Genomic DNA, 15024 nt, shown 5'->3' with positions numbered 1-15024 from the left:
GAGCGGCTTAGAGTGAACCGGTGAACGGCGACTGGCTCCTTCGCGGCCGAGACGGCCGGCTGAGTGTCTACCAACTGTCGGGCGACGCCGTCCTGTGCCGGGCGGAGCTCGGAGCCGGCGGCCCGTGGTCCGCCCCCCGCAAGGTGGGCGGCGAGCAGAGACTGCACCCCGTCCTGGCCGTCGGCCAGGGCGCCGACGGCTATGCCCACCTGGCCTCCTGGCGGCCCACCGTCAAGGGCGAGGCCGGGCTGGTGCACTCCACCCACTTCCGCCCGCACCTGGCGGCCCTGGACTGGCACCCGATCGGCCACCCGAACAGGACGGGCGACCGCACCGGCACGCCCGCCGTCGCGGTCGACGCACAGGGCCGCGCCCATGTCTTCGTCCCGAACCGCGGTGGCGGGGTGAGCATGGTCATGCAGAAGGAGAAAGGCGGCTGGGATCCCTGGCGGGACCTGAAGGGCCGCGAGGTACGGGACGGACTGGCCGCGGTCGCGGGGGAGTCGGGGCGGGTCGAGCTGTACGCGGCCGTCTCGCAGGGCCTGCTGTACTGGCGTCAGGAGAAACCGGGCGCCCAGCCCGTGCTCCAGGAGGCCCTGGAGGCCCCGGTCCGCCAGGGTACCCTGCGCGCCCTGGCCACCTCCCCGGAGAGCACGACCGTCTTCTACACCGACACCTCGGGCGGCCTGTGCGCCTGGCGCCCGGGCGGCGAGCCCGTCACCGTGCTGCCCGCCGCGGGCCCCGGCCCGGTGTCGGCGGTCCGCTGCGACCTGGACGGCCACGACTGCACCCTGCTGGTCCAGCGGTCGGAGAACCGCCGGGTCGCCTTCGCCGCGTATCCGACCGAGCGGGAGTCGGCGGGCGCCTGGTGGACCGAGTCGGGACCCGAGCTGCCGCTGGACGCGCTGGTGTCCCTGACGACGGACGAGACGGGGCGGGTGGTGGCGGCGACGGCATCCCCGTCGACCGGGAACCTCCTGCTGACCCGGCGCAAGGACGAGCCGGGGCTGGCACTGGAGGCGTGGCGGCAGATCTGAGCCGGCGGCCGACGGATGAAGAAGACGGATAGGGAAGGCTGATGCGGTGACAACGCGTGACCTGAGGTTCGGTCTCTACGCGGACGAGGAGGGGCTGGCCCTGGTCGAAGGGATCGTCCGCCGGGCGGTGGAACCGCGCAGTGCCCGGATCCTGCGCTGGAGTGTCGCCCGCACCGTCGTCGACGGCGGGCTGACGACCGCCTACCTGTACGACCATCTGGCGGAACAGTGGGCCGTCGAGAACCCCGGCCGCGCCGGCGGCGCGCGCCGGCCCGTCGAGCTCCACGTCCGGCTGGCGTGTTCCCTGCGGACCTGGCGCGCGATCCGCAAGACGGTCATCAGGGACCTGTGTCCCGAGGGCACGGCCCCGCACACCTGCCGTGTCCCCTGGAGCGCGTGGTGACGTGAGGGCCCTGCCCGGCGGCCGGCCGGGACGCCGATGCCCGGCACACCCCAGGGTGTGCCGGGCATCGTCCGTACGCGGTGCCTTACGCGGGCACGCTCGCCACGCCCGGGTCGAGGAACTTCTTGCCGTTCACCCGCTCCGAGACGCCCTCACGGTCCAGGTACGGCGTGATGCCGCCCAGGTGGAAGGGCCAGCCGGCGCCGGTGATCAGGCACAGGTCGATGTCCTGGGCCTCGGCGACGACGCCCTCGTCGAGCATGAGCCCGATCTCCTGCGCGACCGCGTCGAGCACGCGGTCGCGCACCTGCTCCTCGGTGAGCACGGAGTCGCCCTGCTTCAGCAGCGCGGCGACCTCGGGGTCCAGCTCCGGCTTGCCGCTGTCGTAGACGTAGAAGCCGCGCTTGCCCGCCTTGACGACGGCTGCGAGGTTCGGGGAGACCGTGAAGCGGTCCGGGAAGGCCCGGTTGAGGGTCTCCGAGACGTGCAGACCGATCGCCGGGCCCACCAGCTCCAGGAGGACCAGCGGGGACATCGGAAGACCGAGCGGCTCGATCGCCTTCTCGGCGACCTCGACCGGGGTGCCCTCGTCGATGACGTTCTGGATCTCGCCCATGAAGCGGGTCAGGATGCGGTTCACGACGAACGCCGGGGCGTCCTTGGTGAGGACCGCGGTCTTCTTCAGCTTCTTGGCGACGGCGAACGCGGTCGCGAGCGACGCGTCGTCGGTCTTCTCGCCGCGGACGATCTCCAGCAGCGGCAGGATCGCGACCGGGTTGAAGAAGTGGAAGCCGACGACCCGCTCGGGGTGCCGCAGCTTCGACGCCATCTCCGTCACGGACAGCGAGGAGGTGTTGGTGGCGAGGATCGCGTGCGCCGGGGCGACCGCCTCGACCTCCGCGAACACCTGCTGCTTGACACCGATCTCCTCGAACACGGCCTCGATGATGAAGTCCGCGTCCGAGAAGCCCTCCGCCTTGTCCAGGACACCGGTCACCAGCGCCTTGAGGCGGTTGGCCTTGTCCTGGTTGATGCGGCCCTTGCCGAGCAGCTTGTCGATCTCGGCGTGGACGTAGCCCACACCCTTGTCGACGCGCTCCTGGTCGATGTCCGTCAGGACGACGGGCACCTCCAGGCGGCGCAGGAAGAGCAGGGCGAGCTGGCTGGCCATCAGACCGGCGCCGACGACACCGACCTTGGTGACCGGGCGCGCCAGGTTCTTGTCCGGGGCACCGGCGGGACGCTTGCCGCGCTTCTGCACCAGGTTGAAGGCGTAGATGCCGGAGCGCAGTTCGCCACCCATGATCAGGTCGGCGAGGGCCTGGTCCTCGGCGTCGAAGCCCGCCTGGAGGTCGCCGTCCTTGGCGGCCGCGATGATGTCGAGGGCGCGGTAGGCGGCCGGAGCGGCCCCGTGCACCTTGCCGTCGGCGATGAAGCGGCCCTTGGCGACGGCCTGGTCCCAGGCCTCACCGCGGTCGATCACCGGGCGCTCGACCTTGACGTCGCCCTTGAGGACGTTCGCGGTCCAGATCAGCGACTGCTCCAGGAAGTCGGCGCCCTCGAAGATCGCGTCCGCGATGCCGAGGTCGAAGACCTGCTTGCCCTTGAGCTGCTTGTTCTGGTTCAGCGAGTTCTCGATGATGACCGAGACGGCCTTCTCCGCGCCGATCAGGTTCGGCAGCAGCGCGCAGCCGCCCCAGCCCGGGACCAGGCCCAGGAAGACCTCGGGGAGGGAGAACGCCGGGATCGCCTGGGAGACGGTCCGGTAGGAGCAGTGCAGGCCGACCTCGACGCCGCCGCCCATCGCCGCACCGTTGTAGTACGCGAAGGTCGGGACCGCGAGGCCCGCGAGGCGCTTGAAGACCTCGTGGCCGCCCTTGCCGATGGCCAGCGCGTCCTCGTGCCGCTTCAGCAGCTCGACGCCCTTGAGGTCGGCGCCGACGGCGAAGATAAAGGGCTTGCCGGTGATGCCGGCACCGACGATCTCGCCGTCGGCCGCCTCCTTCTCGACCTGGTCGATGGCGGTGTTGAGGTTCGCCAGCGAGGCCGGACCGAAGGTGGTCGGCTTGGTGTGGTCGAAGCCGTTGTCGAGGGTGATGAGCGCAAAGCGCCCCGCACCGAACGGCAGGTCGAGGTGGCGTACGTGCGCGGACGTCACGACCTCGTCGGGGAACAGCTCGGCCGCACCCTTCAAAAGCTCAGCGGTGGTGCTCACTTGTCCCCCTCGAAGTGCGGGTTCTCCCAGATGACCGTCGCGCCCATGCCGAAGCCGACGCACATGGTGTTCAGGCCGTAGCGGACGTGCGGCTGCTCCTCGAACTGGCGGGCCAGCTGCGTCATCAGACGGACGCCGGAGGAGGCCAGCGGGTGGCCGTAGGCGATGGCGCCGCCGTACTGGTTGACGCGCGCGTCGTCGTCGGCGATGCCGTAGTGCTCCAGGAAGGCGAGGACCTGGACGGCGAAGGCCTCGTTGATCTCGAAGAGACCGATGTCGGAGATGGACAGGCCCGCCTGGGCGAGGGCCTTCTCCGTGGCCGGGATCGGGCCGTAGCCCATGACCTCGGGCTCCACGCCCGCGAAGGCGTAGGAGACCAGGCGCATCTTGACCGGCAGGTTGTTCTCGCGGGCGAAGTCCTCGCTCGCGATGATCGAGGCGGTGGCGCCGTCGTTCAGGCCGGCCGCGTTACCGGCGGTGACCCGGCCGTGGACGCGGAACGGGGTCTTGAGGCCCTGCAGGTTCTCCAGGGTCGTACCCGGGCGCATCGGCTCGTCGGCGGTGACCAGGCCCCAGCCGGTCTCGCCGGCCTCGGCGTTGGTGCGGCGCACCGAGATCGGCACCAGGTCCTGCTGGATCTTGCCGTCGGCGTACGCCTTGGCGGCCTTCTCCTGCGAGCGCACGGCGTACTCGTCGGCGCGCTGCTTGGTGATGGTCGGGTAGCGGTCGTGCAGGTTCTCGGCGGTCATGCCCATGAACAGGGCGGACTCGTCGACGAGCTTCTCCGACACGAAGCGCGGGTTCGGGTCGACGCCCTCGCCCATCGGGTGGCGGCCCATGTGCTCGACACCACCGGCGATGACGGCGTCGTAGGCGCCGAACGCGATCGAACCGGCGGTGGTCGTCACGGCGGTCAGGGCGCCGGCGCACATGCGGTCGATCGAGTAGCCCGGGACGGACTGCGGAAGGCCCGCGAGGATGCCGGCCGTGCGGCCGAGGGTCAGGCCCTGGTCGCCGATCTGCGTGGTCGCGGCGATGGCGACCTCGTCGATCTTCTTCGGGTCCAGACCGGGGTTGCGGCGCAGCAGCTCCCGGATCGCCTTCACGACGAGGTCGTCGGCCCGGGTCTCGTGGTAGATGCCCTTCGGGCCCGCCTTGCCGAACGGGGTGCGGACGCCGTCGACGAAGACGACGTCCCTGACGGTACGAGGCACGATGGCTCTCCTCCAGGGTGCGGGATGGCACTACTGCTGCGCGGCACGCTGAGCGCGCGCTCAGGTCCATGCTACTTATGAGTAACGTAGCTGCCCAGCCCCCTCCGCCACAGCGGTGAACGTCACACCTCCGGCGTCGGCCGGGCCACCCCGTAGATCCGGCCGCGGTGCACCCCCTCTGGCTGACGCTCCGGCACTCGCGGTCCTCGCCGCCGCCCCTTCCGTCTCGCCCGCACCGCACTCCCGTCACTCCCGCCACTCCCGTCCGTGCGGCCCACGGGCCGGGGTTTTCGCCGTTCAAGGCTGGAAGTTGTGAAGGACCGGTGCCGAAAAGTGTGCGCGACCGGGGCTCCGTACCGACGACCGGGAACTCTTTTCGGCCCCCCGGACGGTGCTGATTGCGAGGCGCGTGAGGCCGATGCTAATGTGCCGCGATATACAGTGTAGAGGAGGTTGGTGTGACTGACCCGGAATCCCATCGGCGACGCTGGTGGATCCTCGGTGTCTTATCCCTTTCCCTGCTGACCGTCGTGCTCGACAACACGGTTCTCAACGTCGCCCTGCCCTCGCTGGTGAGGGACTTGGGCGCGAGCACCGCGGAAACCCAATGGATAGTCAATTCGTACTCGCTCTCCCAGGCGGGCCTGCTGCTCACCGCCGGCAACGCGGCGGACCGGTACGGCCGCAAGCGAGCGCTGCTCTTCGGCCTCGCCGTCTTCGGGCTGGGGTCCGCCGGCGCCGCCTTCTCCGCCACCCCGGTCCAGCTCATCCTCACCCGCGCCTTCATGGGGATCGGCGGATCCTTCCTCATGACCACCACGTTGGCGCTGGTCATGCAGATCTTTCCGGATGCCGAGCGCCCCAGGGCCATCGGGGTCTGGGCCGGAGTCAGCGCCCTCGGGTTCACCGCCGGGCCCGTGGTCGGCGGATTCATGCTCGACCACGCGTGGTGGGGGTCGATCTTCCTCATCAACCTCCCCGTGGCGGCCGTCAGTATCGTCGCGGTGATCCTCCTGGTGCCCGAGTCACGCAATCCCACGGGCGGCCGCCCCGATCTCCTGGGAGCTTTCCTGTCCGTCGCCGCAATGGTCGGCATCGTTTACGCGGTCGTCGTCAGCCCGGAAAAAGGTTGGGGGTCGGGTGAAACCCTGGTTCCCGGCCTGGCGGGACTTCTCCTCATGGGCGTGTTCATTCAGTGGGAGCGACATATAAGTCACCCGATGCTCAGCATGTCGCTATTCCGGGATCGTATGTTCGGCTTCGCCGCAGCTGGCGGTATTCTCGTCGCCTTCGGAATGAGCGGCGCCCTGTTCCTCCTCACCCAGTATTTGCAGTTCCTGGAGGGATTCAGCCCGATCAAGGCGGGATTCGCGACCGCCCCGATGGCGGCGACCGTCGTGGTGTTCAACCTGACGGGGTTCGGTGCCCGGGTGCTGCGCCGGACGGGCCCCGGCCGTGCCGTCATGGTGGGCGTCCCGCTGATCGCCGTGGGAACGGCGACGGCCGGGTTCTTCGTCGGACACGGCTACTGGGGAATCCTCGTGGGGCTGGTCCTGATCGGTTCCGGCGTCGGACTCGCCATGCCCGCCGTGGCGAACTCCATCATGACCGCCATCTCCCGCACCCGCGCGGGCACCGGCGCCGGGGTCAACGGAACGCTCCAGGAACTCGGCGCCAGCCTGGGGGTGGCCGTTCTGGGCGCCCTGGTCTCCGCGCGCTTCGCGTCCTCACTGCCGGACGCCCTGCAGGCGGAGGGACACCAGTCCCTGCCGGCCACCCTGGCGAAGGCGGCGGCCCTGCCGGGCTCCGCGGGCCTCGTCGAGGACGCGCGGCACGCCTTCGTCTCCGGCCTGTCCACCAGCCAGCTCATCGGTGCGGCCCTGCTCCTCGTCGGCGGTCTCGTCGTGGGCCGCAACCTCCGCCGTGCCGAGCGTACCGGCGGGAGCCCGACCGGGCAGAACGGTCCACAGAGCCCGAGATCTCCGTCCCCGGCGAACGCCCACGAGTGACGGGCAGTGGGTGCGCGCGGGCGGTGACGGCCCGTCGGCGCACCCCGCGGGCCGCCTGGGTCCGCGCCCCGGGACTCACGCGCCCAGCCAGGCCACCAGGTCCCGCTTGAGGACCTTCCCGCTCGCGCCGACGGGCAGCGCGTCGACGAACTCCACGCGCCGCGGATACTTGTACGCCGCCATCCGCTGCCTGCTCCAGGCCACCAACTCGGCGGCGAGCCCAGGACCGGGCGCCGCCCCGGCCGCCGCGATCACCACCGCGCAGACCTCCTCGCCGTGCGTGGTGTCCGGAACACCGACGACGGCGACCTGAGCGACGGCCGGGTGCCGCATCAGGACCTCCTCGATCTCGCGGGGATACACGTTGTAGCCGTTGCGCAGGACCATGTCCTTCTTGCGGTCCACGAGGGTGAGACAGCCCTCCTCGTCCTTCAGGCCGAGGTCGCCGGAGCGGAACCAGCCGTCCACCATCACCTCGGCCGTCGCCTCCGGCCGGTTGAGGTAGCCGGCCATCACGTTGTGGCCGCGGATGACCACCTCGCCGATCTCGTTCGGCGGGACCAGCTCGATCCGGCCCTCCACATCGGGCCGGGCGATCCCGACGTCGACCCCCCAGACCGGCCGGCCCACCGTACCCGGGCGGCGCGGCCACGCCGGCTGGTTGTAGGCGACCACCGGCGAGGTCTCGGTCAGGCCGTACCCCTCGTAGATCGGGCAGCCGAACACCTCCTCGAACTCTTCCAGGACCGTCACCGGCAGCGCCGATCCCCCGGAGAACGCCCGGTCGAGACGCGGCCGCCGGCCGCTCCGGCCGACGGCGTCGAGCAGGGCGATGTACATCGTCGGCACGCCCATGAACACTGTGCACCGGTGGGTCACCATGAGCTCCAGCGCGCGCGGGGCGTCGAAGCCCGGCATCAGCACCATCGTCCCGCCGGCCCGGAAACACACGCCCATGCCGCAGAGCTGGCCGAAGGTGTGGAACAGCGGCAGTACCCCGAGCAGCACGTCATCGGCCCGGAAGCCGAAGGGGGAGAGCATCGACACGGTGATGTTCATCGTGACGTTGAGGTGGGTGAGCATCGCCCCCTTGGGCCGGCCGGTGGTGCCGGAGGTGTAGAGGACCAGCGCGACGTCGTCGGGCTCACAGGGGTGGTAGGTGCCGACGGGGACGGCCCCCTCGGCGAGCGCGTCCAGCCGGGGGCCCGCGCAGTCGTCGTCCGCCAGCACCGTGAGCACCGGAACACCGGCCGTCTCGGCGGCCGGACGGCCCTCGCCGAGCAACGGCGCGGCACAGACCAGCGCGACGGCCCCGGAGTCCCGCAGCGCGTAGGCGATCTCGTCCGCCTTGAGGAGCGCGTGCAACGGCACCACGGTCGCGCCGAGCGCCAGGGCCCCGAAGTACACCCGGGGGAAGTGCGGCGTGTTGGACATCAGCAGCGCGACCCGGTCACCCGGGCCGATCCCACGGCTCCTCAGCACGGACGCGTACTGTCTCGCCTGTTCCCACAGACTCCGGTAGGTGACCTCCTCCGACTCGCAGACGACGGCCGGGTGGTCCGGGCGACAGGCCGCCGACTCGGCGAGTACGGCTGCCAGGGAGAGGGACATAGGGGCTCCACACGTCGATCGGGTTGCATGCGAAAGCGGCCGGTGGCGGGCACCGGCGGTGCCGTACGGGACGAAGGGCGGGCGGCGGCCCGCCGGACGGCTGCCGGACGCGCTCGGCGACCGCACGGGGCGCCGGCGGCCGGAGGGTTCACCCACCGTCCGCCGGCGCCCCGGACCTCTCGGCGGTGCGGCCCGTGCATGAGGGCCGGGCCGGCGAGGGTCAGGCCTCCCGGACCCCGCCGCCACGGGGCAGTTCCAGCTCCTGCCAGACATCATCGAGGGCGTCGGCGAACTTCTCGACATCGGCGGTCGTATGGGTCGCGGAGGGCGTGGCCCGCAGGATCTCCTGACCGGCCCGGACGCTCGGCGCGTTGATGGACTGCACGTAGACCCCGTACCGGTCCAGGAGCAGGGCGCACGCCGCACGGCAGCGCTCGTCGTCGCCGACGAGCACGGACACGATGTGGCTCTCGGACGACAGGAACGGGATACCCCGCTCGGTGAGCAGCCGGTGGAGCAGCCGCGCGTTCTCCGCGAGCCGCCGGCGCTCCTCCTCGGACGACCGCAGATGCCGCACCGCGGCGAGGGCGCCGGCGACGGTGGCCGGCGGGAGCGAGGTGGTGAAGATGAACGGCCGCGAGAAGCCGCGCACGGACTCGACCAGGGCCGCGGGACCGGCGATGTAGCCGCCGGACGTGCCGAAGCCCTTGGCCAGCGTGCCCATGATGACCGTGAAGTCGTCCGCGATCCCCTCGCGCGCCGCGATTCCCGCGCCCTCGGGACCGTACATGCCGACCGCGTGCACCTCGTCGAGGAAGGTGGTGGCACCGAACCGCTCGGCGAGTTCGGCCATCTCGGCGAGCGGCGCGACATCACCGGACATGGAGTACACCGACTCCAGGACGATCAGCTTCGGGCGGTCCGGGTCGGCCGCGGCCAGCAGCTCTTCGAGGTGGGCGACGTCGTTGTGGCGGAAGATGCGCTTGTCCGCGCCGCTGTGGCGCAGGCCGTCGATGATGGACGCGTGGTTCAGCTCGTCGGAGAAGACCAGCGTGTCCGGGGCGCGTCCGGCGATGACGGACAGCGAGCCGTCGTTGGCCGTGTAGCCGGAGGGGAAGATGACGGCGGCTTCCTTGCCGTGCAGCGCCGCGAGTTCCTTCTCCAGCAGCACGTGGAGGTGATTGGTGCCGCTGATGTTGCGCGAACCGCCCGCGCCGGCACCGAACGCGTCGACGGCCTCCTTCACGGCTTCCATGACGGCGGGGTTCTGTCCCATGCCGAGGTAGTCGTTGCTGCACCACACGTTGATGTCACGGTCGGTGTCCTCGAGCGACCGGCGCGCGACGGCGCTGGGAAACTTCCCCGCACGCCGGCCGACCTCCAGGAACTCCCGCCACTGGGCGCCGAATTCCGTCATCTCGCGGGAGAAGAACTCCAGGTGCTGGTTCATTGCGCTGACTCGCTCTCCATGTGCTAGCGGTTCGAAGATAAGAGGTGTGTGACGCGTCGGGGGCCCATGGCGGAGCGCGTCCGGTTCCGCGGCCCGGTGCTACGGCGGCCAGAGGCCGTTCAGCGTCTGCCGGTCCGCCCGGAGACTCTTGGGGAGCCGGAAAGCCGGGCTAGCCGGCGGACGCCGCTCCCGCCTCGGCACGCAGGAGTTGCTTGTCGGGCTTGCCCGAAGCGGTGAGCGGCAGACGCTCCCGCAGCGTGATGACGGCCGGGGCGTGGAACGGCGACAGGACGGCGGCGACGTGCGCGCGCAGCTCGGCCGCCCACTCCTCCGGCCCCGAAGGCTCCGAAGGCCGCGACGGCTCAGAGCCGGTGCCCGAGGAGACGTCCCCGCCCCGGTGCGGAACCACCGCGGCGTGCACGTGCTCGACCTCGTCACCGTCCCGGACCCCGAAGACCGCCGCCTGGGCGACCCGCGGGTGGAACAGCAACGCGCTCTCCACGGCGGTGGGATGGACCTTCTCGCCCTTGCTCTTGATCACATCGCCGAGCCGTCCGACGAGCCGCAGGTGGCCCTCGTCGTCCAGGTGGCCGAGGTCACCGGTGTGGAGCCAGCCGTCGCGCAGCACGGTCCGGGACCGCTCGTCGTCGCCCCAGTACCCGTCCATCATGACCGGCGAGCGCACACACACCTCGCCGGTCGTCGCCGTCGGCAGCTCCCGTCCGGTCTCCGGGTCCCGGACGACGACCTCCACGCCCGGAATCGGGCGTCCGGCGCCGTCGAGGAGCTCCGGCCGGAAGTGGTCGGGGGGCGTCAGCACGCTGATGCCCCAGCTCTCCGTCGTCCCGTAGGTCTGGATCAGGATGGGGCCCAACGCCCGCACGGCCTGCTCCAGACGGGCCGGGGACGCCGGGCAGCCACCGTAGATGAGCTGCTGGAGGCTGCCCAGGTCGGCCGAGGCGAAATCCGGGTGGTCGATGAGCGCGTAGATGTGCGGCACGGCCAGGAAGGAGCGGGTCACACGGTGCGCGTACACCGCGTCCAGGAACCGTCCCGCGTCGAACTCCTCGTGCAGTACGACCGTACCGCCCGAGGTGATGGTCGCGTCCACCATGGGACCGATCGTGTGACTGAGCGGGGTGGTGACGAGCATCCGCGGCCGGCTGCCGGAATCCACGGTGGTGGCCACCATGTGGTTCCACGCGGCCAGCGAGCGTCGCACGCCCTTGGGCCGGCCGGTGGAACCACTGGTGTACGTGGTGACGGCGGGGACCCGGGGCATGAGCGACGCCAGCGCGGCGGGGTCGGTGCGGATCCCCCCTTCGCCGGCCTCCGCGGTGAGGTCGAGGAACCCGTCGGCGGGACCCTCCAGGCACGCCAGGGCGAGCGGCCCCGGCACATGGGCGCGGACCGCCCGCGCCTGCACCGCCCCGGCCGCGTCGGCGACCAGCAGCGTGGCCCCGGTCTCCGTCAGGGCGGTGGCCTGAGCGGCCGCGGGCAGGACGGCCCCGGAGGTCGCCGCGTTGGTGGAACCGACGTGCACCACGCCCGCACCGAGCAGATGCGCCGCGTACCGCGCCACCAGCATGTCCGGGCTGTTCGGCGCCGTGAGGACGCCCAGCACGGTCCCCGGCCCCACCCCGTGGGCCGCGAGGCCGGCCGCCGCCGTGACGACCGTCCCGGAAAGCTCCCCTGCGGTATGGACGCGGTCGCGCCACCGTACGACGACGCGCTCCGGCTCCTCGCCCAGTGCCGCGAGGAGGCTGCCCACGTAGTGGGGGTGCTCCCGCGCCGGACGCGCGGGAGCGGACTGCGGTTGCGAGGTCATGCCGTGGAGGCCTCCGCCGCGACCTGCTCGGCCGCGCGGACGACGCTGCGGGGCCGCATGTCGGTCCACTGGGCCTCGATGTGGTCCAGGCACTCCTGCCGGCCGGCCTTCCCGAGTGCGATGCTCCAGCCCGCCGGGACGTCCAGGTAAGCGGGCCAGAGCGAGTACTGCCCCTCGTCGTTCACCAGCGCCAGGTATGCGTCGTCGTTGTTCTCGAAGGGATTGGACACGGTCGTGTACCTCTCTGTTGTTTCTTGTTGCGCTCGTGGGCGGCGCGGTTCGCGCCGCCCACGTCGGTGTTCTCCGCGCGGGGGCCGGAAAGCGGATGGTCCGCGGTGCTCAGCCGGTCGTGCCAAGCTTGTCCGCGACCACCTTCGCGATCTCGGCGAGCGGACCCGGCTGCACCATGTTCCGGTGCTCGCAGGCGATCGGGTGGTCCTCGATGCGGCCCTCGACGTGCGGCCGCCAACTCCGCGCCGTGGGGGCCTTGTCGTCCCGCCCCAGCGTGGCGGTGAAGTGCAGGAGATCGCCCCGGAAGCGGACCGGATCGAACCCGGCGATCAGCTTGTTGTTGTTGATGAAGACGTCCATGAGCGCCGTGGTGCTCCGCTCGTCGAGACTGGCGAGCGCGCTGCCCTCCTGCCGCAGGACGTCCAGCGCGCCCGCCCGGTCGAGCCCCTGCTCCCCGGCCGGACCGGGGTCGACGCCGACGAAGTGCAGGAGGTCGGCGAGGAGTTCCCGCTCCAGGCCCCCCGCCGCGTCGTGGTCCTGTTCCGGAACGACCGGATAGGCGTCGAGCATGCCCAGCAGGGCCACCGTCTCGCCCTTCTCCTGGAGCCGGGTGGCGATCACGTGCGCCACCATGCCGCCGAAGGACCAGCCCAGCAGGTGGTACGGGCCCTCGGGCTGCACCGTCCTGATCTGCTCCAGGTAGTCGTCGGCCATCTCCTCGACGGTCGCCGGCAGCCGGGTCGCCTCGGCGAGCCCCCGGGCCTGGAGCCCGTAGATCGGCCTGTCCGGTTCCAGGTGCTGGAGCAGCCCGGCGTAGCACCAGCTCAGGCCGCCGCCGGGGTGGATGCAGAAGAGCGGGGGAAGGGTGCCGTTGGCCCGCAGCGGCAGGAGGACGTCCAGAGCGCTGTCGCTGGTGTCCACGCCCAGCCGTTCGGCCAGGCCGGCCACGGTCGGGGCCTCGAACACACTGCGGATCGACAGCTCCACACCGAGCAGGTCGTGGACCCGGTTGATCAGCCGCGTCGCCAGCAGGGAATGGCCGCCGAGGTCGAAGAAGCTGCTGTCGATGTCGACCCGGTGCATGCCCAGGACTTCGGCGAAGACGCCGCACAGGATCTCCTCCTGGGGCGTGCGCGGACCGCGCCCGGAGGACGCCGTGTCGAGCACCGGCGCGGGCAGCGCCCGGCGGTCCACCTTGCCGCTGGGGGTCAGCGGCAGCGCGTCCAGCACGACCACCGCGGACGGCACCATGTGCTCCGGCAGCGCACCGGCCAGGTAGGTGATGCCCGCCAGGTAGGTGCGCAGGGCCGGGACGTCCACCTCGCGTCCGGGGACGGGCACGACATAGCCGACCAGGCGCCCCTCGCCCGGACCGTCGGTCCGCAGCGCCACCGCCGCCTGGGACACGTCCGGATGCCCGGCCAGCACCGTCTCGATCTCGCCGAGTTCCACGCGCATACCGCGGACCTTGACCTGGGAGTCGGCCCGGCCGATGTACTCCAGCTCTCCCGCGGTGTTCCAGCGGACCAGGTCACCGGTGCGGTACATGCGCTCGCCCGGGCCGCCGTACGGGTCGGCGACGAAGCGTTCCGCGGTCAGTCCCGGGCGGTCCCAGTAGCCGCGGGCCAGGGCGGTGCCCGCGAGGTACAGCTCGCCGGTCACTCCGGCCGGCACCGGTGCGAGCGCGTCGTCCAGGACATACGCCCGCGTGTTCCAGATGGGAGCGCCGATCGGTGCCGTCGCCCCCCACCGGGTCACGTCCTCCGGAACGGTGTGGGCGGTGACCAGGTGGGTCTCCGAAGGACCGTAGTGGTTGTGCAGCCGTCGGCCGGACCGAGCCGCGACGAAGTCCCGCACGGCCGGAGTCAGCCGCAGGGCCTCGCCCCCCTGACCGATGTGACGGAGGTGGGGGAGGGTACGGCCCTGCTCCAGAGCCGCCTCGCACACCGCCTGGACCATCACATCCGGTGCGTACAGCTCCTCGATGCGGTGCTCGTCCAGCCACTGCACGAACCGTGTGGGGTCGCGTCGTACGTCCGTGTCGGGGACGACGAGTCGTTTGCCGGTGCCGAGGGTTTCGAGGATCTCCTGGGCGGAGACGTCGAAGCTGATCGCGGTGAACTGTGCCACGGAGGTGCCCGGTGTCGAGCCGATCGTGGCGGTGTGCCAGGCGATGAGGTTGGCGAGTGCGCCCACTGTCATCACCACGCCCTTGGGGGTGCCGGTGGAGCCGGAGGTGTAGATGACGTAGGCGGGGGACTGCGGGGACACGACTCCGTGGCGTTCGCCGGGGTCGATGTCGGTGGCCGGGAGTCCGGCGAGCGCCGTGGTCACCGCCGGGTCGTCCAGCAGTACCTGTGTCACGCCCTGGGGGAGGTTCGTGGCCGCCTGGTGGGTGCTGACCATCAGTACCGGGCCGGCGTCCTCGGTCATGAACGCCAGGCGTTCGGTGGGGTAGTCCAGATCGAGGGGCAGGTAGGCGGCGCCGGTCTTGAGGACGGCGAGGACGGCGACGATGAGATCGGCCGAGCGTGGCACGGCGAGTGCGACGAGTTGCTCGGGTCCGGCGCCGTGGGTGATGAGCAGGCGTGCGAGGCGGTTGGCCCGCTCGTTCACCTCGGCGTAGGACAGCTCGGTCGCTTCGAAGACGACGGCCGGCGCGTCGGGTGTGGCCCGTACCTGTGCTTCGAAGGCCTCGGAGAGAACTTCCGGTGTGGTCACGTCGTGCTGTGTGGCGTTGTGCTGCACGAGCAGTTGGTGGCGTTCGTCGGTGGAGAGGAGTTCGGTGCGTGTGATGGGTGTGTCGGGTTGGGTGACGGCTTGTTCGAGGACGCGGGTGAGGCGTTCGATGAGGGTGGTGATGGTGGTGTGGTCGAAGAGGTCGGTGCTGTATTCGACAAAGCCTTCGAGGCCGGTGGGTGTGCCGGTGGCGGTGGTGCGTTCGTCGATGCTGAAGAGCAGGTCGAAGCGGGAGGTGCCGGTGGCGACGGGGGTGCTGTGGGCCGTGATGCCGGGCAGGGTGAGTT

The 15024-nt window shown here is 71.1% G+C and carries 10 protein-coding genes; 3 read left to right on the top strand and 7 right to left on the bottom strand.

Features of this window, described 5'->3' with window-relative positions:
• Nucleotides 1–20: 20 nt before the first annotated feature.
• Nucleotides 21–1037, top strand: coding sequence for a PLL family lectin (locus tag FHS34_RS26125; protein ID WP_184969676.1), 1017 nt, complete (start codon nt 21–23; stop codon nt 1035–1037).
• A gap of 46 nt (nt 1038–1083) precedes the next feature.
• Nucleotides 1084–1440: a hypothetical protein gene (locus FHS34_RS26120; RefSeq protein ID WP_184969674.1), complete on the top strand. Its 357-nt coding sequence runs from the start codon at nt 1084–1086 to the stop codon at nt 1438–1440.
• Between the two features lie 85 nt (nt 1441–1525).
• On the opposite strand, the gene FHS34_RS26115 is transcribed toward FHS34_RS26120, so the two are convergent.
• The gene (locus FHS34_RS26115; protein WP_184969673.1) at nt 1526–3655 is read right to left on the bottom strand and encodes a 3-hydroxyacyl-CoA dehydrogenase NAD-binding domain-containing protein; all 2130 of its coding nucleotides are present in this window, start codon (nt 3653–3655) and stop codon (nt 1526–1528) included.
• Nucleotides 3652–4869 carry a thiolase family protein gene (locus FHS34_RS26110; RefSeq protein ID WP_184969671.1) on the bottom strand — a complete coding sequence of 406 codons (1218 nt, stop codon included), beginning with the start codon at nt 4867–4869 and terminating at the stop codon, nt 3652–3654. Before FHS34_RS26110 ends, FHS34_RS26115 begins: the two co-directional genes overlap by 4 nt.
• A 458-nt stretch (nt 4870–5327) precedes the next feature.
• Here FHS34_RS26110 and FHS34_RS26105 point away from each other — a divergent pair, with 458 nt between their 5' ends.
• Nucleotides 5328–6878 (top strand): MFS transporter, encoded by a 1551-nt coding sequence (locus tag FHS34_RS26105; protein ID WP_225817630.1) that lies wholly within the window; start codon nt 5328–5330, stop codon nt 6876–6878.
• A 75-nt stretch (nt 6879–6953) separates the two neighbouring features.
• Here FHS34_RS26105 and FHS34_RS26100 read toward each other — a convergent pair whose 3' ends face one another.
• The 5 genes from FHS34_RS26100 to FHS34_RS26080 all read right to left on the bottom strand — a co-directional run.
• The gene (locus tag FHS34_RS26100; RefSeq protein WP_184969669.1) at nt 6954–8489 is read right to left on the bottom strand and encodes a long-chain-fatty-acid--CoA ligase; all 1536 of its coding nucleotides are present in this window, start codon (nt 8487–8489) and stop codon (nt 6954–6956) included.
• Between the two features lie 220 nt (nt 8490–8709).
• On the bottom strand, nt 8710–9939 hold the full coding sequence (gene hemA, locus FHS34_RS26095; RefSeq protein WP_184969667.1) for a 5-aminolevulinate synthase: 1230 nt from the start codon (nt 9937–9939) through the stop codon (nt 8710–8712).
• A gap of 169 nt (nt 9940–10108) precedes the next feature.
• Nucleotides 10109–11767 (bottom strand): class I adenylate-forming enzyme family protein, encoded by a 1659-nt coding sequence (locus FHS34_RS26090; RefSeq protein WP_184969665.1) that lies wholly within the window; start codon nt 11765–11767, stop codon nt 10109–10111.
• Entirely contained in the window at nt 11764–11997 is a 234-nt protein-coding gene (locus tag FHS34_RS42730; protein WP_184969663.1) for an MbtH family protein, read from the bottom strand. Before FHS34_RS42730 ends, FHS34_RS26090 begins: the two co-directional genes overlap by 4 nt.
• A 109-nt stretch (nt 11998–12106) precedes the next feature.
• On the bottom strand, nt 12107–15024 hold a 2918-nt coding region (locus FHS34_RS26080), incomplete at its 5' end, for a non-ribosomal peptide synthetase (RefSeq protein WP_184969660.1).

The sequence above is a fragment of the Streptomyces echinatus genome (assembly GCF_014203595.1).
Lineage (GTDB): Bacteria > Actinomycetota > Actinomycetes > Streptomycetales > Streptomycetaceae > Streptomyces > Streptomyces echinatus.
The sequence above is the reverse complement of the archived record's forward strand: the minus strand, read 5'-3'. Positions and strand labels throughout refer to the sequence as shown.